At 73.7% G+C, this 19,601-nt stretch carries 19 protein-coding genes; 18 read left to right on the forward strand and 1 reads right to left on the reverse strand.

The annotated features are described in order from the left end of the window. Nucleotides 1-33 precede the first annotated feature (33 nt). Complete coding sequence (locus O7609_RS20040; protein WP_269743997.1) at nt 34-2,538, forward strand: [protein-PII] uridylyltransferase; 2,505 nt, start codon at nt 34-36, stop codon at nt 2,536-2,538. A 162-nt stretch (nt 2,539-2,700) separates the two neighbouring features. Continuing rightward, nucleotides 2,701-4,266, forward strand: coding sequence for a signal recognition particle protein (ffh, locus tag O7609_RS20045; protein ID WP_269743998.1), 1,566 nt, complete (start codon nt 2,701-2,703; stop codon nt 4,264-4,266). 61 nt (nt 4,267-4,327) lie between these two features. On the opposite strand, the gene O7609_RS20050 is transcribed toward ffh, so the two are convergent. Continuing rightward, nucleotides 4,328-5,122: a methyltransferase domain-containing protein gene (locus O7609_RS20050; protein WP_269743999.1), complete on the reverse strand. Its 795-nt coding sequence runs from the start codon at nt 5,120-5,122 to the stop codon at nt 4,328-4,330. Between the two features lie 276 nt (nt 5,123-5,398). On the opposite strand from O7609_RS20050, the gene proS reads away from it, so the two are divergent. From proS to whiG, 16 genes are all read left to right on the forward strand, one after another. Beyond that, nucleotides 5,399-6,814, forward strand: coding sequence for a proline--tRNA ligase (gene proS / locus O7609_RS20055; RefSeq protein WP_269735614.1), 1,416 nt, complete (start codon nt 5,399-5,401; stop codon nt 6,812-6,814). Nucleotides 6,815-7,094: 280 nt separating this feature from the next. Beyond that, complete coding sequence (locus O7609_RS20060; protein ID WP_269735613.1) at nt 7,095-7,685, forward strand: hypothetical protein; 591 nt, start codon at nt 7,095-7,097, stop codon at nt 7,683-7,685. 342 nt (nt 7,686-8,027) lie between these two features. Beyond that, a complete protein-coding gene (rpsP, locus tag O7609_RS20065; RefSeq protein ID WP_269744000.1) occupies nt 8,028-8,477 on the forward strand; it encodes a 30S ribosomal protein S16 in 450 nt (149 codons plus the stop codon). Between the two features lie 2 nt (nt 8,478-8,479). Beyond that, nucleotides 8,480-8,719, forward strand: coding sequence for an RNA-binding protein (locus tag O7609_RS20070; RefSeq protein ID WP_219091427.1), 240 nt, complete (start codon nt 8,480-8,482; stop codon nt 8,717-8,719). A 169-nt stretch (nt 8,720-8,888) separates the two neighbouring features. After that, entirely contained in the window at nt 8,889-9,533 is a 645-nt protein-coding gene (gene rimM, locus O7609_RS20075; protein ID WP_269735611.1) for a ribosome maturation factor RimM, read from the forward strand. Next, nucleotides 9,530-10,339 carry a tRNA (guanosine(37)-N1)-methyltransferase TrmD gene (gene trmD, locus O7609_RS20080; RefSeq protein ID WP_269735610.1) on the forward strand — a complete coding sequence of 270 codons (810 nt, stop codon included), beginning with the start codon at nt 9,530-9,532 and terminating at the stop codon, nt 10,337-10,339. Before rimM ends, trmD begins: the two co-directional genes overlap by 4 nt. 128 nt (nt 10,340-10,467) lie before the next feature. Next, a complete protein-coding gene (rplS, locus tag O7609_RS20085) occupies nt 10,468-10,818 on the forward strand; it encodes a 50S ribosomal protein L19 (protein WP_269735609.1) in 351 nt (116 codons plus the stop codon). A 343-nt stretch (nt 10,819-11,161) separates the two neighbouring features. Beyond that, a complete protein-coding gene (lepB, locus tag O7609_RS20090) occupies nt 11,162-11,884 on the forward strand; it encodes a signal peptidase I (RefSeq protein ID WP_269735608.1) in 723 nt (240 codons plus the stop codon). Beyond that, nucleotides 11,877-13,124: a signal peptidase I gene (gene lepB / locus O7609_RS20095; protein ID WP_443072178.1), complete on the forward strand. Its 1,248-nt coding sequence runs from the start codon at nt 11,877-11,879 to the stop codon at nt 13,122-13,124. Before lepB (O7609_RS20090) ends, lepB (O7609_RS20095) begins: the two co-directional genes overlap by 8 nt. Continuing rightward, nucleotides 13,114-13,929, forward strand: a complete 816-nt coding sequence (gene lepB / locus O7609_RS20100) for a signal peptidase I (RefSeq protein ID WP_269744001.1) — start codon at nt 13,114-13,116, stop codon at nt 13,927-13,929. The genes lepB (O7609_RS20095) and lepB (O7609_RS20100) overlap by 11 nt, the downstream gene beginning before the upstream one ends. A 96-nt stretch (nt 13,930-14,025) precedes the next feature. Further along, nucleotides 14,026-14,769: a signal peptidase I gene (lepB, locus tag O7609_RS20105; RefSeq protein WP_269735607.1), complete on the forward strand. Its 744-nt coding sequence runs from the start codon at nt 14,026-14,028 to the stop codon at nt 14,767-14,769. 38 nt (nt 14,770-14,807) lie between these two features. After that, nucleotides 14,808-15,131: a DUF2469 domain-containing protein gene (locus O7609_RS20110; RefSeq protein ID WP_219091434.1), complete on the forward strand. Its 324-nt coding sequence runs from the start codon at nt 14,808-14,810 to the stop codon at nt 15,129-15,131. A gap of 135 nt (nt 15,132-15,266) precedes the next feature. Next, entirely contained in the window at nt 15,267-15,641 is a 375-nt protein-coding gene (locus tag O7609_RS20115; protein ID WP_269735606.1) for a YraN family protein, read from the forward strand. A gap of 1 nt (nt 15,642) precedes the next feature. Continuing rightward, the gene (locus O7609_RS20120; protein WP_269735605.1) at nt 15,643-17,250 is read left to right on the forward strand and encodes a YifB family Mg chelatase-like AAA ATPase; all 1,608 of its coding nucleotides are present in this window, start codon (nt 15,643-15,645) and stop codon (nt 17,248-17,250) included. Beyond that, nucleotides 17,247-18,428: a DNA-processing protein DprA gene (dprA, locus tag O7609_RS20125; protein ID WP_269744002.1), complete on the forward strand. Its 1,182-nt coding sequence runs from the start codon at nt 17,247-17,249 to the stop codon at nt 18,426-18,428. The genes O7609_RS20120 and dprA overlap by 4 nt, the downstream gene beginning before the upstream one ends. Nucleotides 18,429-18,732: 304 nt before the next feature. Further along, on the forward strand, nt 18,733-19,575 hold the full coding sequence (whiG, locus tag O7609_RS20130) for an RNA polymerase sigma factor WhiG (RefSeq protein ID WP_269735604.1): 843 nt from the start codon (nt 18,733-18,735) through the stop codon (nt 19,573-19,575). Nucleotides 19,576-19,601 lie beyond the last annotated feature (26 nt).

Below are 19,601 nucleotides of genomic sequence, written 5' to 3' on the forward strand. Positions count from 1 at the left end.
GAACAGCGAACACCACGGGAGTTGGGTGACCGGATGACGGCCGAGACCACGGAAACGACCGGAAAGACGGAACCCGACGACGGCTACGCGGCGGCCCGGCTGCGCCTCCTGACGGGGGCGGAGTCCGGGCCGCCGCGCCGTGCCGCGCTCGCGTCCCTCACCGACGCCTGGCTCGGCCGGCTGCTGGCGGGGGCCGGGGCGGGGGCGCCGCCGTCCGGGGTCGCCCTGGTGGCCGTCGGCGGCTACGGGCGGCGCGAGCTGTCCCCGCGCAGCGACCTCGACGTCCTCCTGCTGCACGACGGCACGATGGACCCCGGCGAGCTGGCCGCGCTGGCCGACCACCTCTGGTACCCGGTCTGGGACCAGGGCCTCGCCCTCGACCACGCCGTCCGCACCCCGGCCGAGGCCCGCAGGACCGCGGCCGAGGACCTCAAGGCGCAGCTCGGCCTCCTGGACGCCCGGCACATCGCCGGCGACGCCGGACTGACGGCCGTCCTGCGCACCGAGCAGTTCGCCCAGTGGCGCGCCCACGCCCCGCGCCGCCTCCCCGAGCTGCGGGAGCTGGGCCAGGAGCGCGCCGAGCGCCACGGCGAACTGCAGTACCTGCTCGAACCCGACCTCAAGGAGGCGCGCGGCGGACTGCGCGACGCCACCGCCCTGCGCGCCGTCGCCGCGTCCTGGCTCGCCGACGCCCCGCGCGAGGGGCTGGCCGCGGCCCGCGCCACCCTGCTCGACGTCCGCGACGCCCTGCACCTGACCACCGGGCGCGGCGGCGACCGGCTCGCCCTCCAGGACCAGGATCAGGTGGCCGTGAGCCTCGGCGTGCACGGCGCCGACGCACTCCTGCGCCAGGTCTACGAGGCCGCCCGCACCCTCACCTACGCCCAGGACGTCACCTGGCGCGAGGTCGACCGGGTGCTGCGGGCCCGCAGCACCAAGCGCGGCCTGCGCTCGCTCGTCGGCCGCGGTGACGCCCGGCGCGGAGCGCCCGAGCGCACCCCGTTGGCCGAGGGCGTCGTCGAGCAGGACGGCGAGGTCGTCCTCGCCCGGACCGCGCGCCCCGAGCGCGACCCCTGCCTCGTGCTGCGGGCGGCCGCCGCGGCGGCCCAGGCCGGGCTGCCCCTCGCCCTGGCCACCGCACGCCGGCTGGCGAAGGACGCGGCCCCGCTGCCCGTCCCCTGGCCGGCCGAGGCCCGCGAACTCCTCGTCACCCTGCTGGGCGCGGGCGCCGACACCGTGCCCGTGTGGGAGGCGCTCGAGGCCGAGGGCCTCGTTACCGCCCTCCTGCCCGACTGGGAGCGGGTGCGCTGCCGCCCCCAGCGCAACCCCGTGCACCGCTGGACCGTCGACCGCCACCTGGTCGAGACCGCCGTACAGGCCTCCGCCCTCACCCGCCGCGTGCACCGCCCCGACCTCCTCCTCGTCGGCGCGCTCCTGCACGACATCGGCAAGGGCTGGCCCGGGGACCACTCCGTGGCGGGGGAGACCATCGCCCGCGACATGGCCGCCCGCATCGGCTTCCCGCCCGAGGACACCGCCGTCCTCGCCCGCCTCGTCCGGCACCACTTGCTGCTCGTCGAGACGGCCACCCGCCGGGACCTGGCCGACCCCGCGACCGTCGGCGCCGTGGCCACGGCCGTCGGCGACACCGGAACCCTGGAGCTGCTGCACGCCCTGACCGAGGCGGACGCGCGCGCCACCGGCCCCGCCGCCTGGTCCGCGTGGCGGAACAGCCTCGTCACCGAGCTCGCCCGCCGCACCGCCGCCCTGCTGGCCGGCGAGGCCCCGGCCGGGCAGGAGGACGCCGAGCCCGCCGCGCTGAGCGCCGAGGCCGAGCGCCTCGCCGTCGAGGCCGCCCGCACCGGCGGCCCGGTACTCGCCCTGCGCCCGCGTCCGGAGGGTCCCGCCGGACGTGCGGAGGACGCCGTCGGGCAGGACGCCGGGGCGCCCGACGGGGAGGCCCCGGACGCGCCCGTCGGCGTCGAGCTGGTGGTCGCGCTGCCGGGACACCCCCGCGCCCTGTCGGCCGTGGCCGGGGTGCTGGCGCTGCACCGGCTGACGGTGCGGGCGGCCGACCTGACCCGCACGGACCCGGTCGGCGCGGGGCCGGTGCTGCTGCTCACCTGGCGGGTGGCCGCCGAGTACGGCTCCCTCCCGGAGGCCGGGCGGCTGCGCGCCGACCTCCGGCGGGCGCTGGAGGGCACCCTGGACGTGGCCGCCCGGCTCGCCGAGCGCGAGAAGGCGTACCGGGGCAGGCGGCGCGGGCTGCAGGCGCCGCCGCCGCGCGTCTCCGTCCCACCGGAGGGCTCGCGGCGGGCCACGGTCATCGAGGTGCGGGCGCAGGACGCCTCCGGGCTGCTGCACCGCATCGGGCGCGGCCTGGAGGAGGCGGGCGTCACAGTGCGCAGCGCCCACGTCAGCACGCTCGGCGCCAACGCCGTCGACGCCTTCTACGTGACCGACGCCACGGGGGCGCCGCTGGTGCGGCCCGCCGCCGAGGAGCTCGCCCGCGCACTGCAGACCTCCCTGGGCGGCTAGCCCAACGTTTCCTGCACGAGCGGCACGTACCGTCCATGGGCGGAACGGATACCCTTGGTCGGTGCGTGCCGTGATGCCCTGCCCCGCCCGGCTCAGGGCCGGCCGGGACACCGCGGCACGACTGACCGCCGGCACCGATGAACGTGAGGATTCGCGACCGCCGTGTTCGACACTCTTTCCGATCGCCTCGCAGCAACCTTCAAGAACCTCAGGGGCAAGGGCCGCCTGAGCGAGGCGGACATCGACGCCACGGCGCGCGAGATCCGCATCGCTCTGCTGGAGGCGGACGTCGCCCTGCCCGTGGTGCGCGCGTTCATCAAGCAGATCAAGGACCGGGCGCTGGGTGCGGAGGTCTCCAAGGCCCTCAACCCCGCCCAGCAGGTCATCAAGATCGTCAACGAGGAGCTGATCGGCATCCTCGGCGGCGAGAGCCGCCAGGTGCGGTTCGCCAAGCAGCCGCCGACCGTCATCATGCTCGCCGGTCTGCAGGGCGCCGGTAAGACGACGCTGGCCGGAAAGCTGGGCAAGTGGCTCAAGGGCAAGGGACACGCACCGCTGCTCGTCGCCTGTGACCTCCAGCGGCCGAACGCCGTCGGCCAGCTCTCCGTCGTGGCGGAGCGGGCCGGGGTGGGCGTCTACGCCCCCGAGCCCGGCAACGGCGTCGGTGATCCGGTGGAGGTCGCACGGGACTCCATCGAGTACGCGCGCACCAAGCAGTTCGACGTCGTCGTCGTGGACACCGCGGGCCGCCTCGGTATCGACGAGGAGATGATGCGGCAGGCCGCCGACATCCGGGACGCCGTGCGGCCGGACGAGACGCTGTTCGTCGTCGACGCGATGATCGGTCAGGACGCCGTCCACACGGCCGAGGCCTTCCGGGACGGCGTCGGGTTCGACGGCGTCGTGCTCTCCAAGCTCGACGGCGACGCCCGCGGTGGCGCGGCCCTGTCCATCGCCCACGTCACCGGGCGCCAGATCATGTTCGCCTCCAACGGCGAGAAGCTGGACGACTTCGACGCCTTCCACCCGGACCGGATGGCGTCGCGCATCCTGGGCATGGGCGACGTGCTCAGCCTCATCGAGAAGGCCGAGCAGACCTTCAGCCAGCAAGAGGCCGAGAAGATGGCCGCCAAGCTGGCGAAGGGGCCCAAGGAGTTCACCCTCGACGACTTCCTGTCCCAGATGGAGCAGGTCAGGAAGATGGGCTCCATCTCCAAACTGCTCGGCATGATGCCGGGCATGGGTCAGATCAAGGACCAGATCAACAACCTCGACGAGCGGGACGTCGACCGCACCGCCGCGATCATCAAGTCCATGACGCCCGGTGAGCGCCACGACCCCACGATCATCAACGGCTCCCGCCGCGCGCGCATCGCCCGGGGTTCGGGCGTGGACGTCAGCGCGGTGAAGAACCTCGTGGAGCGCTTCTTCGAGGCCCGCAAGATGATGTCCCGCATGGCCCAGGGCGGCGGCATGCCGGGGATGCCCGGGATGCCGGGGATGCCGGGCATGGGGGGCGGCGGCGCCAAGAAGAAGGGCAAGCAGCAGAAGAAGGGCAAGGGCAAGCGCCAGTCGGGCAACCCGATGAAGCGCCGCGAGGAGGAGCAGGCCGCCGCGGCGCGCCGCTCGGAGAGCGGCGGCGGCGCCTTCGGTCTCCCCGGCGCCGGCCAGGGCCCGGAGGACTTCGAGCTGCCCAAGGAGTTCCGCGACCTGCTGCCCCCGAAGTGAGGGCGGCCCTTCGCCGGAGGTGACGCGGTGGCGCCGGGCCCGGCCCGGCGCCACCGCCGTCTCACACCCGGGCGATCACGTAACGGAACAGGTTGGGCAGCCACACCGTGCCGTCGGAGCGGACGTGCGGGTGCAGGGCCTCCGCCAGCTCCTTGCTGACCTGCACCTCGTCGGTCGCCCGCACCGCCGCCGCGTAGAAGCCGGTGGACAGCAGCCCGCGCACCGCGCTGTCGAGATCCGCGTAGCCGAACGGGCAGGAGACCCGCCCCGAGCCGTCCGGGCGCAGACCCGCCTGCCGGGCCAGGTCCTCCAGGTCGTCCCGGCCGCGCGGCTGCCAGCAGGCCGCGTGGTGCGGCGGCTGCGCCAGCCGGGTGGCGATCCGCAGCGCCGGGGTGGCGGCACAGCGTTCGGCGGGGCCCCAGTCGGCGACCACGACGGCGCTGCCCCGTTGGGCGTGGCGCGCGGCGGCGGCGAGGGTCTCCGCGCCGGGGCGGGCGTCGAAGGCCGTCACCAGGTTGGGCGCCGGGCCCTCCGGGGGCGAGTGGTGCGTGGGGGAGCCGTGGGCGAGCCGTACCCGGTAGGGCCGCGCCCCCCACTGGGGCTCGGCGCAGAGCCGGGCCCGGGCGAGTGCAAGGCGGTGCTCGTCGGTGTCCATGCCCGTGACGTCCGCGCCCCGGCTCGCGGCCAGCAGCAGGGCGAGCCCCGAGCCGCAGCCGAGACCGAGCAGGCGGGTATGGGGGCCGATCTCAAGGCGGTCGTATACGGCCTCGTAGAGCGGCACGAGCATCCGCTCCTGGATCTCCGCCCAGTCGCGGGCGGCGCGTGGAAGCTGCTGAGCCGTGAACGTGGCTGTCATCACAGGCGCCCCTATCCGGTCCGCGTGTCCGTCTGTCCGCCGGAGCTGTGCCGCGCGGCTGCTGTCGGTCTCCCCCGAGGTGTGGACGCGTCCGGTTCCGAGAGGAGCCGCGCCCTATGCCAGGGAACTGCCGATCGGTCCCGGCGTCCAGTGGACGGGCCGGATGGACGCGTGGCGTTTCGAGGGGCCGGGGCCGCGCGTGGCGCCTGCCGCGGCGGTCGGGGCGGAGGCCCACCGATTCACGCTTTGCCGCCGCGTCGCCGTAACATGCGCGCCATGGCAAAGGCTCCCGTACTCACACCCCAGGCGGACGATTTCCCGCGCTGGTACCAGGACCTGATCAACAAGGCCGAGCTGGCCGACAACGGGCCGGTACGCGGCACCATGGTGATCCGACCGTACGGGTACGGGCTCTGGGAGCGTATGCAGCGGGAGCTCGACCTGCGGATCAAGGCCGCGGGCGCCGAGAACGCCTACTTCCCGATGTTCATCCCCCAGTCGTACCTGACCCGCGAGGCCGAGCACGTCGAGGGCTTCGCGCCGGAGCTGGCCGTGGTCACGCACGGGGGCGGCAAGGAGCTGGACGAGCCGGTCGTCGTCCGGCCCACGTCAGAGACGATCATCAACGAGTACTTCTCGAAGTGGGTCCAGAGCTATCGCGACCTGCCGCTTCTCATCAACCAGTGGGCCAACGTGGTCCGCTGGGAAATGCGTCCCCGGGTGTTCCTCCGAACGAGTGAGTTCCTGTGGCAGGAGGGCCACACCGCCCACGCCACCTACGAGGACGCCCGCGCCTACGCGGCCCGCATCCACCGGGACGTGTACGAGGACTTCATCAAGGGCGTCCTCGGCATCGACGTCGTCATCGGACGGAAGACGGCCCGCGAGCGCTTCGCGGGGGCGATCAACACGCTGACCCTCGAGGGCATGATGCGGGACGGCAAGGCCCTGCAGATGGGCACCAGCCACGAGCTGGGCCAGAACTTCGCGAAGGCCTTCGACACCAGATACCTGTCCAAGGACGGCGACCAGCAGCTCGTCTGGCAGACGTCCTGGGGTGTCTCGACGCGCATGGTCGGTGGGCTGATCATGTCGCACGGCGACGACAACGGGCTCCGGGTGCCGCCGCGGCTCGCCCACGTCCAGGCCGTCGTGCTCGCCATCAAGGGCGACGACGCGGTGCTGGCCGCCGTGCGCGAGGTGGGCGAGCGGCTCGCCGACGCCGGGGTGCGGGTGCACGTCGACGACCGCACCGACACCCCCTTCGGCCGCCGTGCGGTGGACTGGGAGCTCAAGGGCGTCCCCGTCCGCATCGAGATCGGCCCGCGCGACCTGGAGAACGGCACCGCGATGCTGGTGCGGCGGATCGCCGGCGGCAAGGAGCCCGTCCGGCTCGAGGCCCTCCCCGAGCTGCTGCCGAAGGTCCTGGAGGAGGACCAGTCCCAGCTGCTGCGGGAGTCGCGGGAGCGCCGGGAGGCGAACACGACCGACGTGGCCACCGAGGCGGAGGCGGCGGAGGTCGCCGTCGGCGGCGGCTGGGCCCGGATCCCGTGGGACCGGCTCGGCCCGGAGGGCGAAGCCCGCCTCGCCGAGCAGGCCGTGACGGTGCGCTGCCTGCACCTCGAGGACGGCTCGGTCCCGGACAGCGACGATACGCCGGGTGCGCTCGCGGTCGTCGCGCGCGCGTACTGACCCGCGCGTAACTGACCCGCGCCCACGCGGGCGGCGCCCCGCACGTGCCGCCGTGACGTCCCGGCGTGGGGCCTGACGTCACGGCCCGGCGCCCCGTCTGTTCCGGCGGGGCGGCCTGCACGGTCTGCACGGCCGGATGATGATCGGCGGATGTACGGATTCGACCGGAAACCGTACATCCGCCGTCGTCGATCGGGCGCAAAACTGACTGGTACGTGCAAATTATTGGGAAAGGCCCCGTAATCGGAACACTCGGTGGTTCCGGCTCGTTGTACACGACGTGAGCACGACACCACCTGTTCTCGCCGCCGAGCTGGCTTCCGCGTGGTCCGACATCCAGCGTCGTCACCCGGAGCTGCCCGACCTGGCCGCACCCGAGTCCCTGATCGGAGAGTCCTCGTCCGCCTGTGGCGCGGAGCTCTCCTTCGAGCGCCTGCTGCATGAGGCCGTCCACGGGGTCGCCGCCGCGCGCGGTGTCCGGGACACCTCACGCGCGGGCCGATACCACAACCGTCGTTTCCTGGCCATCGCCGAGGAGATGGGCATGGCACACACCGAGGAACCGCACCCGAGCAGCGGTTTCTCGCTCGTCACGCTGACGCCGGAGGCGCGTCGGCGGTACCGGAGCACGGCCGAGCGGCTGCAGCGTGCGCTCCGGGCGCACACGGCCGCCACCCGTACCGACACCGCCCGGTCCTTCCGCGGCCCCGCCGCCCGTCACGGCTCCTCCGGGGGCGGTGTGCGGGTGAAGGCTGTCTGCGACTGCGGGCGCAACGTGCGCGTCGTCCCCTCCGTGCTGGAGCAGGCGCCCATCATGTGCGGGGCCTGCGGCAAGCAGTTCCGCATCCCCGAGGTGATGGCCGTGGGCTGAGCCGTGAATCCGACGATCCGACGATCCGACGAGTCGATTCCGAAGCGACACGACGTCGCCTCGCCCCGGCGAACCCTCGCCAGGACGGACGGCGCCAACGGCTGGCCCCCCTCGACTGCCGTAGCGCCGCGACCGTGATCCGCACCGTGCCGTGCCGACTGGGGTGCCCCCAGACCCCCGTCGGGCGGTTGCCCGCCCGTGTGGCAGAATGGACGGCTGTACTCGACAGCCGTCCGGACCCTCTCTCCATCGGCTGACGCGTCCACCGGGTACCCGGGCGCCACAACCCCACGTGGTTCTCCCCGATGCCCACCCACGTCAAGACCAGGAGACACCACACCCGTGGCAGTCAAGATCAAGCTGAAGCGTCTGGGCAAGATCCGTTCGCCTCACTACCGCATCATCGTCGCCGACTCGCGCACCCGCCGTGACGGGCGTGCCATCGAGGAGATCGGCCTGTACCACCCGGTGCAGAACCCCTCCCGCATCGAGGTCGACAGCGAGCGCGTCCAGTACTGGCTGGGTGTCGGCGCGCAGCCGACCGAGCCGGTCATGGCCATCCTCAAGGTCACCGGCGACTGGCAGAAGTTCAAGGGTCTGCCCGCGCCGCCGCCGATGAAGGTCGCGGAGCCGAAGGCCGACAAGAAGGCCCTCTTCGAGGCCGCCGCCAAGGAGTCCGCCGACGAGCCGAAGGGTGAGGCGATCACCCCCAAGGCCAAGAAGGCGGACAAGGCCGAGAAGGCCGACAAGGGTGCCGAGGCCGCGGCCTCCTCCGAGACCACCGAGGCCTGAGCATGCTGGAGGAGGCCCTCGAACATCTCGTCAAGGGCATCGTCGAGCATCCGGAGGAGGTGCAGGTCGCGTCCCGCAACCTGCGCCGCGGGCGTGTGCTGGAGGTCCGGGTCCATCCCGACGACCTCGGCAAGGTGATCGGCCGCAACGGCCGCACCGCCCGGTCCCTGCGCACCGTCGTGGGGGCACTCGGGGGCCGTGGCATCCGTGTCGACCTGGTCGACGTGGACGCCGTCCACTGACGCCGTTACCCGGCGCGGCCTCACCCACAGCACCGGCACGGGCCGGGAACGGCTCAGCCGTTCCCGGCCCGTGTGCGCTGGAGGGCCGCCCCGAGGCCGGCGCCCGGCCCGGGCCCGGGCGCCCGGCCCGAAGCAGTCCGGAAGCAGAGCTGGAGAAGAAGGAACACACGTGCAGCTCGTAGTCGCGCGGATCGGCCGCGCCCACGGCATCAAGGGCGAGGTCACCGTCGAGGTGCGCACGGACGAGCCCGAGCTGCGGCTCGCTCCCGGCGCGGTACTCGCCACCGACCCGGCCGGGGTCGGCCCGTTGACCATCGAGCACGGCCGTGTCCACAGCGGCCGGCTGCTGCTGCGCTTCGCCGGGGTGGCCGACCGCTCCGCCGCCGAGGCCCTGCGCAACACCCTGCTGATCGCCGAGGTGGACCCGGACGAACTCCCCGACGACCCGGAGGAGTTCTACGACCATCAGCTCATCGACCTGGACGTCGTTACCCGGGACGGCGAGGAGGTCGGCCGCATCGCCGAGATCGCGCACCTGCCCGCCCAGGACCTGTTCGTCGTCAAGCGTCCGGACGGCGGCGAGGTGCTCATCCCGTTCGTCGCCGAGATCGTTCCCGAGATCGACCTGGAGGAGCAGCGGGCCGTCATCGATCCGCCGCCCGGACTGCTCGGCGAGGCCGCGGAGACGGACGGGCGGCCGGAGCCGAACGCGGAGCCGCCCGTGGACGCCTCCGCGCAAGCCTCCACCCGCGGCGCCGGTGAAGAGGGCGAAGACGGCCGGGACGGACTGGAAGGCGAGGGTCGGCCGCGGTGAGGCTCGACGTCGTCACGATCTTCCCCGAGTACCTCGAGCCGCTGAACGTCTCACTCGTCGGCAAGGCCCGCGCCCGGGGGCAGCTCGACGTGCGCGTCCACGACCTGCGCTCCTGGACCCACGACCGCCACCACACCGTGGACGACACGCCCTACGGCGGCGGCCCGGGCATGGTCATGAAGCCCGAGCCGTGGGGCGAGGCGCTGGACGAGGTCCTCGGATCGGGCGAGGGCGAGCCCGTCCTCGTCGTCCCCACACCGAGCGGTCGGCCCTTCACCCAGGAGCTGGCCGCCGAGCTGGCCGGGCGGGACTGGCTGATCTTCACCCCGGCCCGCTACGAGGGCATCGACCGCCGGGTCATCGACGAGTACGGCGAGCGCTGCGATGTCCGCGAGGTCTCCATCGGCGACTACGTCCTGGCCGGGGGTGAGGCGCCCGTCCTCGTCATGGTCGAGGCGGTGGCCCGGCTGCTGCCCGGCGTCCTCGGCAACGCGGACTCCCACCGCGACGACTCCTTCGCCGCCGGTGCCATGGCCGACCTGCTCGAAGGACCCGTCTACACCAAGCCCCCCAGCTGGCGCGGCCGGGAGATCCCCGAGATCCTCGTCAGCGGCCACCACGGTCGCATCGCCCGCTGGCGCCGGGACCAGGCCATCACCCGCACCGCCGCGCACCGGCCCGACCTCATCCGGCGCTGTGACCCCGCCGCGCTCGACGCCCACGACCGGGAACTCCTGGCGGAACTGGGCTGGAGCCTCCTGCCCGAGGGCCGATTTGGGCAGGCCGGGGAGACCGTGGAAGAATAGGCCGTCGGCCTCAGCCCGCGCGTGCGACCCTGCCACAGGGGGATCAACGCCGCCGTGGCGCGGCCACCCGAACCATCAACGACCATTCCGCTGCTGACCTGTGGCAGTGGCGAGGAAAGCAGACGAGCATGTCTCACCTTCTCGACAGCGTCGACGCGGCGTCGCTCCGCAGCGACATCCCCGCGTTCCGCCCCGGCGACACCGTCGACGTCCACGTCCGCGTCATCGAGGGCAACCGCTCCCGTGTGCAGCAGTTCAAGGGCGTCGTCATCCGCCGGCAGGGCTCCGGCCTGCGGGAGACCTTCACGGTTCGCAAGGTGAGCTACGGCGTCGGCGTCGAGCGCACCTTCCCGGTGCACACGCCGATCGTGGAGAAGATCGACGTGGTCACCCGCGGCCAGGTCCGTCGCGCCAAGCTCTACTACCTGCGTGAGCTGCGCGGCAAGGCCGCGAAGATCAAGGAGAAGCGCGAGCGCTGAGCCTTCTCGCTCGGTCTGCCTCCGGGCACTCTGGCCCGGTGTCGACGCTCGTCGGGACGCGGCTCGCTCCTTCGTCTCTTCCCAGGCCAGCGCTGGGGGGCTACCTCGCTCTCCTCACCCTCGACACCGGCGCGCCCTTCGGCTGATGCGCGCACCGAAGCACACCCGGCGGCCGGGCCCCATCGACGGATGTGGCCCGGCCGCCGCTTCGTCGTGGGGGCCGGCCGCACCGTCCCGGCCTGCCCGAACGTTCGCGTGATCCACTGGACACCGCTTAGGCTCTCCCTCCGGTGACACACCGCCCACCCGACGAGCCGGGCGGGCGACGACGGAAGCGGACTCCATGACCGACACCTCTGGACCGGAGGAGGAGGCACCTCCGGCGGTTCCGGCCACCCCGGAGGCCCCGGCAGGGGTGCGCGCGCGTCGGTCGCGCCTGCGGCGGGCGGCCGTGTGGGCGGCGGCCGTCCTCGTCCTCCTGCTGCTCGTGAACGTCTTCGCCGTGCAGCCCTACCGGATCACGAGCGGCTCGATGGAGAACACGCTCCAGGTCGACGACCGGGTCCTGGTGAACAAGCTCGCCTACCGGTTCGGCGACACTCCGGGGCGCGGGGACGTTGTCGTCTTCGACGGGACGGGTACGTTCGCCGTGGAGGAGACGGACGGCAACACCGTCTCCCACGTCCTGCGCACGGCCGGCGCACTGGCGGGCCTCGCCGAGCCGCCGGGCAACGACTACGTGAAGCGGGTCGTCGGCGTCGGCGGGGACAGGGTCACCTGCTGCGACGAGCAGGGGAGGATCAAGGTGAACGGGGAGCCGTTGACAGAGGACTACCTCCATCCCGAGGGCGGCGACGCACGCGCCTCAGCGGTCGACTTCGACATCGTCGTGCCCCCGGGACGCCTGTGGGTGATGGGGGACCACCGCGCCGACTCCCGCGACTCCCGCGACCACCTCGGCCGCCCCGGCGGGGGCACCGTGCCCGTCGAGGACGTCATCGGCCGCGTCGAGTGGGTCGGGTGGCCGGCCGGCCGTTGGGCCTGGCTGCGGACGGCACATGGGTAGGCGCGGGCGGCCCCGCCCCGCCGCACCCGCGCTCGCCCGCGGGGCCCGGACCGCCGACGACGCCGGCTCCGGTGCCGCGGAGGCGCGGAGCCCGGCCGGGGTGCCGGGCCCCGCGGGGGCGCCGGACGCGTCGGCCGGGCCGGAGCCCGCGGAGCCGTCCGCGCCCGTCGCCGAGGAGGCGCCCTTCCCCGGCGAGGGTCGCGCGGCCCGGCGCAAGGCCGCCCGACGGATGCGGCGCCGCCGTCGGCTGTCGGCCACCAAGGAGATCCCCATCCTGCTCGGCGTCGCCGTGCTCATCGCGCTCCTGCTGAAGACGTTCCTCGTACAGGCCTTCGTCATCCCCTCCGGCTCTATGGAGCAGACGATCCGCATCGACGACCGGGTGCTGGTGGACAAGCTGACGCCGTGGTTCGGCTCGGAGCCCGAGCGCGGCGACGTCGTCGTCTTCGAGGACCCGGGCGGCTGGCTGGAGGGCCAGCAGCAGCCCGAACCCCAGGACGACCCCGTCGGCATCGCGCAGGCCAAGTCGTTCCTGACCTTCATCGGCCTGCTGCCCTCCGACGACGAGCAGGACCTCATCAAGCGCGTCATCGCGGTGGGCGGCGACCGGGTGGTCTGCTGCGACGAGGACGGCCGCGTCACCGTCAACGGGACGCCGCTCGACGAGCCCTACCTCCACCCCGGCAACCGCCCCTCCGAGATTCCCTTCGACGTCACCGTGCCCGAGGACCGGCTCTTCGTCATGGGCGATCACCGGAGCAACTCCGCCGACTCCCGTTTCCATCTGGAGGACCCGGGCGAGGGCACCATCCCCACCGAACTCGTCGTCGGCCGGGCCTTCGTGATCGCCTGGCCGCTCTCGCACTGGACCGGTCTCGGAGAGCGGGAGACGTACGCTTCGGTGCCGGACCCGTCAGGCCGGGCGCCCACGGCGGCGGCCGCTCGACGGGACGGGGAAGCACAGGAAATCACGCCCATCCCGATGCCTGGGGAACTCGCGCTCGTTATCGGAGTGGCGGGCCTGCGCCGTTGGACGGGTAGGCGGTGGCACAGCGTAAGGAGAGATCGTGGGGAACGTGGCGGTCGGCCCCCGGGCCGGGTCCGGTGGAGACGATCCGGAGGACCGGCCCGAGGAGCAGCGCGGCGGACGTCCCGGGGCGGACGGCTCGCCGGCCGACGACACGGCCGGCGCTCCCGGCGCGATTGGCGAGTCCGGCGAGTCCGGCGCCGTGGACGGTGAGGGCCCGCGGGGGCCGGAGGACGGCACCCCGGGCACCGGGGAGAGCGGCGGGCAGGGCCGCCGCGGCGGCAGGCAGCACCGCTCCTTCTGGAAGGAGCTGCCCCTCCTGGTGGGCATCGCGCTCGTCCTCGCGCTGGTGATCAAGTCCTTCCTGCTCCAGGCCTTCTCCATCCCCTCGGACTCCATGCAGAACACCCTGCAGCGCGGCGACCGGGTGCTGGTGGACAAGCTGACGCCGTGGTTCGGCTCGGAGCCGGAACGCGGCGAGGTCGTCGTCTTCGAGGACCCGGGCGGCTGGCTCGACACGCCGCCGCCCGAGCCGAACCCCGTGCAGCAGGTGCTGAGCTTCATCGGCCTGATGCCCTCCGCCGACCAGCAGAACCTGATCAAGCGCGTCGTCGCGGTCGAGGGCGACCGCGTGGAGTGCCGCAGGGGCGGCCAGGTCATGGTCAACGGTGAACCGCTGGACGAGTCCGCCTACCTCTATCCCGGCAACACCCCCTGCGGCGACCGTCCGTTCGGCCCGCTGACGGTGCCCGAGGACCACGTCTGGGTGCTCGGGGACCACCGGCAGGAGTCGCAGGACTCCCGTTACCACATGGAGGACCCGGGGAGCGGCGGCGCCGTGCCCGAGGACAAGGTCGTCGGCAGGGCCGTCGTCATCGCCTGGCCGGTCGGCCGCTGGGACTTCCTGTCCGTGCCCGACTCCTACGACCGGCTCTCCGCTGCGGCCCCCGCCGCCCTCGCCGTCGTCGGGACCCTGCCCGTGGCGCTCTGGCTCCGACGCAGGCGCCCCGCGGCCTGACCGTCCTTCCCGGGTGGAGCCCGCCCGGGCTCGGCCGGTGTCCACCTACCGCGGGTAAGGTGCGGCCAGCACATCCGCACCGGAGGTGAGCCCCGCATGACCACGGCAGCAACGCCGTCCCGAACGCCCGGACGGCGCCGCAGCAGCACCGCAGCCATCCTGGCCAACGTCGCCACGGGCCTGGGCGCCGTTCTCTTCCTCGGTGCCTTCGTCTGGGCCGCCCTCCTCTACCGCCCCTACGCGGTGCCGACGGACTCGATGGCGCCGACGATCAACGCGGGGGAGCGGGTGCTCGCCGAGCGCGTCGAGGGCACCGAGGTGCGCCGCGGGGACGTCGTCGTCTTCCGGGACACGACGTGGGGCGACCTCCCGATGATCAAGCGGGTGGTCGGCGTCGGGGGCGACACCGTGGTCTGCTGCGACGCCGAGGGCCGTCTGACGATCAACGGCGAACCCGTCTCCGAGCCCTACCTAGACACCCCCGGCCGGGCCTCCGCGACCGAGTTCTCCGCCACGGTGCCGGAGGGCAGGCTGTTCCTGCTGGGCGACCACCGGCGGGACTCCGTGGACTCCCGCAGCCGGCTCGCCGGGGGCGCCACGGCCGACGGCGCGGTGCCGCGGGACGCCGTCGTGGCGCGCGTCGACGTCACCGCCTGGCCGTTGGGGACGGCCGGGGTGGTGGAGCGTCCCGAGGGCTTCGCGGAGCTGCCCGGCGGGATCTCCGAGCCGGGCCCTCTGCCCACGCTCTTCTGGGCGGGAGCGACGGGTGCCGTGCTGATCCTGGGCGGAGCCGCGCAGGGACCGATCGCGCGGCGGGCCGGACGGCGCGGGCGGCACTGACGCACAATGGGGGGACGCAGGCTGAAGGGGAACATGCCATGAGCGCCGAGGACCTCGAGAAGTACGAGACCGAGATGGAGCTGAAGCTCTACCGGGAGTACCGGGACGTCGTCGGCCTGTTCAAGTACGTCATCGAGACCGAACGCCGTTTCTACCTCACGAACGACTACGAGATGCAGGTGCACTCGGTGCAGGGCGAGGTGTTCTTCGAGGTCTCCATGGCCGACGCCTGGGTGTGGGACATGTACCGTCCCGCCCGCTTCGTCAAGCAGGTCCGGGTGCTGACCTTCAAGGACGTGAACATCGAGGAGCTCAACAAGAGCGACCTCAACCTTCCGGAGGACTCCGGCTTCAGCGGCTGACGTCGCCCCAAACCTCCCGTCGATCACTCGACCGGGTGATCCAGTTGTCCACAGTCGGCCGGCTGTCCACAGAAACGGGGCAAGATCCCCGCGGCTCCCGCGCCCCCGCCACAGTCGGCGCTGGAGGTGGGTGACATGAACCGACAGGGAGCCCTGGGCCGGTACGGCGAGGATCTGGCGGCCCGCAGGCTGCGGGAAGCGGGCATGGCCGTCCTGGAACGCAACTGGCGCTCGACGGACGGCGAGATCGACATCGTGGCGCGGGACGGGGACGCGCTGGTGATCTGCGAGGTCAAGACGCGCAGCGCGGGCGCGGGCCAGCATCCGATGGAGTCCGTCACGCCGCGGAAGGCCGCCCGGCTGCGGCGGCTCGCGTCACGCTGGCTCGCCGAACGGTGGCTGGTCCGTTACGGCAGGCCACCGACCGGCGGAGTGCGGATCGACGTGATCGGTGTGCAGCTGCCCCGGCGCGGCGCCCCGGTCGTCCAGCACGTCCGAGGGGCGGCGTGACATGGCCTTCGCACGCACCTGCTCGGTGGCCCTCGTCGGAGTGGAGGGCGTGGTCGTCGAGGTCCAGGCGGACCTGGAGCCCGGCGTCGCCAACTTCACGCTGATCGGCCTGCCGGACAAGTCCCTGATGGAGAGCAAGGACCGGGTCAGGGCCGCCGTGGTGAACTCCGGCGTCGAGTGGCCGCAACGCAAGCTCACCGTAGGGCTGAGCCCCGCCTCGGTGCCCAAGGGCGGCAGCGGCTTCGACCTCGCTGTGGCCAGCGCCGTCCTCGGCGCGGCCGAGCGGGTCGACCTGCGGCGGCTGGCCGACACGATGATGATCGGCGAGCTCGGCCTGGACGGCCGGGTCCGCCCCGTACGCGGGGTCCTGCCCGCGGTGCTGGCCGCCGCCGACGCCGGGTACCGACAGGTCGTGGTGCCCGAGCAGGCGGCCTGCGAGGCCCGGCTCGTGCCCGGCGTGGCCGTCCTCGGCGTCCGCAGCCTGCGCCAGGTCATCGCGGTGCTGGCCGACGAGCCGGTCCCGGAGGAGGACGCGGCCGAGGAGATCGGTCCGGAGCCGGTGCTCGGCGGCTCCGGCCTCGCCGGCACGGTCGCCGGCGGCACCGGGCAGGCGGAAGCCCGGCCCGTGGACCTCGCGGAGGTCGCCGGGCAGCTCGCGGCTCGGCGGGCCCTGGAGATCGCCGCCGCGGGCCGGCACCACCTTCTCCTGAAGGGGCCGCCGGGTGCCGGCAAGACGATGTTGGCGGAGCGGCTGCCCGGCCTGCTGCCGCCGCTCAGCCGTGATGAGTCGCTGGAGGCCACCGCCGTGCACTCCGTCGCCGGGGTCCTGCCGCCGGGGGAGCCGCTGATCTCCCGGCCGCCGTACTGCGCCCCGCACCACTCGGCGAGCATGGCCTCGCTCATCGGGGGCGGGACCGGCCTGCCCCGCCCCGGGGCCGTCACCCTGGCCCACCACGGCGTGCTGTTCATCGACGAGGCCGCCGAGGCGAGCGCCCGGGTGCTGGATGCCCTGCGGCAGCCGCTGGAGTCGGGCAGCGTCGTCGTCGCGCGGGCTCAGGGCATGCTGCGGATGCCCGCCAGACTGCTGCTCGTCCTGGCGGCCAATCCCTGTCCCTGCGGGCGCCACGGCGCCACCGGAGAGCCCTGCGAGTGCCGCCCCTCCGCCATCCGCCGCTACCGTGCGCGGCTCTCGGGCCCCCTCCTCGACCGCGTGGATCTGCGCGTCACCGTCGAGCCGGTGGCCCGGGCCGAGCTCCTCGCTCCCGACGGCTGCGCCGAGAACACCGCGACCGTCGCCGCACGGGTGCTGGCCGCCCGGGAACGCGCCGCCCAGCGCTACACGGGCACGCCGTGGCGGACGAACAGCGAGGTGCCCGGGCACCAGCTGCGCACGCGCTGGCGGGTCGCGCCCGGCGCCCTGAGCTCGGCCGAGGCCGACCTGGAGCGCGGGCTGCTGACGGCTCGCGGGCTGGACCGCGTCCTGCGCGTGGCGTGGACGGTGGCCGATCTGGCCGGGCACGACCGCCCACGGGCCGAGGACGTCGACTGCGCCCTGCAGCTCCGCACCGGCGTCAGCCGTGGCACCGCGCTCCTCGGGGCCGGGCGGTGAACGGTGGCCGGGCGGAGGGCGGCGGGGCCAAGCCCGCGGGGCAGGGCGAAGTCGCGGAGGAGGACCGGCTGGCCCGGGTGGCGCTCAGCCGGATCCTGGAGCCGGGGGACGAGCTCGCGGGCGGCTGGGTCGCCCGGTACGGGCCGGTCGAGACGGCGCGGGCGCTCGCCGGTGAGCGCCCGCTGCCCGGGGCGGGTGCCCGCCGCTGGGCGGGCCTGCGGCTGCGGGCCGCCGCCGTGGCCCCGGCCGCCGATCTGGCCGCGGTCACCGCGCTCGGGGGCCGGTTCCTGTGCCCCGGTGACGCCGAGTGGCCCGGGCAGCTCGACGACCTCGGAGCCGTCCGTCCGCTGGGGCTGTGGGTACGCGGTGCGTCCTCCCTGCGCTTCGCCGCGCTGCGGTCCGTCGCCCTGGTCGGCGCCCGGGCCTGCACCGAGTACGGCGCCCACGTCGCCTCCGTGCTGGGCTCCGGCCTCGCCCGGCGCGGCTGGACGGTCGTCTCGGGCGCCGCCTACGGAGTGGACGGCGCCGCGCACCGGGGAGCGCTCGCCGTGGGCGGCGCCACCGTGGGCGTGCTGGCCTGCGGGGTGGACGTCGCCTATCCGCCGGGCAACCGGGAACTGCTCGCCCGGCTCGGGGAGCAGGGCTGGCTCCTCGCCGAACTCGCTCCCGGGGAGCATCCCACCCGCCCCCGCTTCGTCCTGCGCAACCGCGTCATCGCCGCGCTCACCCGGGGCACCGTCGTGGTGGAAGCGCAGCTCCGCAGCGGCTCGCTGGTCACCGCTCGGTGGGCCGAGCGGCTCGGGCGGCAGACGATGGGCGTGCCCGGCCCCGTCACCTCCGGGCTGTCGGCCGGAGTCCACCGGCTCCTGCGTACCGAGGGGCGGCTGGTGACCTGTGCCGACGAGGTCGTCGAGCTGGTCGGGAGCATCGGAGAGCTGGCCCCCGAGCCGCGGAGCCCGCTGCTCCCGCGCGACCTGCTCCCCGCGGCCACGGCACGGGTGCTCGAGGCCCTGCCCGCGGGGCGTGCCGTCACGGTGCCGTGGCTGGCGCGCGCCGCGGCGACCGCGGCGGAGGAGACCCGGGTGCGGCTGACCGAGCTGCGCTCGCTCGGCTTCGTCGAGTGCTCACGAGACCGCTGGCAATTGACGCGCCCGGCCGGGCGACACCCCAACGGGTGACGAAACGGTCCTTGACCTGGAACAACCGCGTGGAAGGGTGAGCATATGAGCCCGGAACGGCAGATACCGGCGGCCCGTGCGCGGCGCCGCGGGGGTGCCTTGTCCCACCAGGGTGCGGGCCGAAGAACGTATCTGCGCATCCCGCATCGCCCCCTCATCGCCCGGCGCGACACGCTGATCACGCTACGCTCACGAGGTTCTCCGTCTCCGTCGCGAGAGACACGGTCCGTGTCGCCACGACGACCGCCGTCCGTCCACGACTTCCCCGTCCGCACCGACCCCGCAGAACGGCTCCAGGTAACGCATGCCCCACCACATGTCCGCGTCACCCCGGCCGGCCCCGGCGCCGCCGGCCGCGACCGGTACGGAGGCGCCACCCGTCGCCCCCAGCTCGCTGGAGCAGTTGTGGCGGGCGTACAAGGACACGGGCGACGAACGGCTGCGGGAGCAGCTCATCCTGCACTACTCGCCACTGGTGAAATACGTCGCCGGGCGCGTCAGCGTGGGGCTGCCGGCCAATGTGGAGCAGGCCGACTTCGTCTCGTCCGGTGTCTTCGGGCTCATCGACGCGATCGAGAAGTTCGAACCGCAGCGGTCCATCAAGTTCGAGACGTACGCCATCACCCGCATCCGCGGGGCGATGATCGACGAGCTGCGCGCGCTCGACTGGATTCCCCGGTCGGTGCGCCAGAAGGCCCGCGCCGTCGAGCGCTCGTACGCCTCGCTGGAGGCGAAGCTGCGCCGGACGCCCAGCGAGACCGAGGTCGCGGCGGAGATGGGCATCCCGGTCGAGGACCTGCACGCCGTCTTCAGCCAGCTCTCGCTGGCCAACGTCGTCGCGCTGGAGGAGCTGCTCCACGCCGGCGGCGAGGGCGGCGACCGGCTCAGCCTCATGGACACTCTGGAGGACACGGCGGCCGACGATCCGGTCGAGGTCGCGGAGGACCGGGAGCTGCGCCGCCTGCTGGCCCGGGCGGTGAACACCCTGCCGGAGCGGGAGAAGACGGTGGTCACGCTCTACTACTACGAGGGGCTGACCCTCGCCGAGATCGGCGAGGTGCTGGGCGTGACCGAGAGCCGGGTGAGTCAGATCCACACGAAGTCCGTGCTCCAACTCCGCGCCAAGCTCGCGGAGGTGGGCCGCTGAATCGTCTTTCCGGACGTGTGCGCCCC

Source organism: Streptomyces sp. WMMC1477 (genome assembly GCF_027460245.1).
GTDB lineage: Bacteria > Actinomycetota > Actinomycetes > Streptomycetales > Streptomycetaceae > Streptomyces.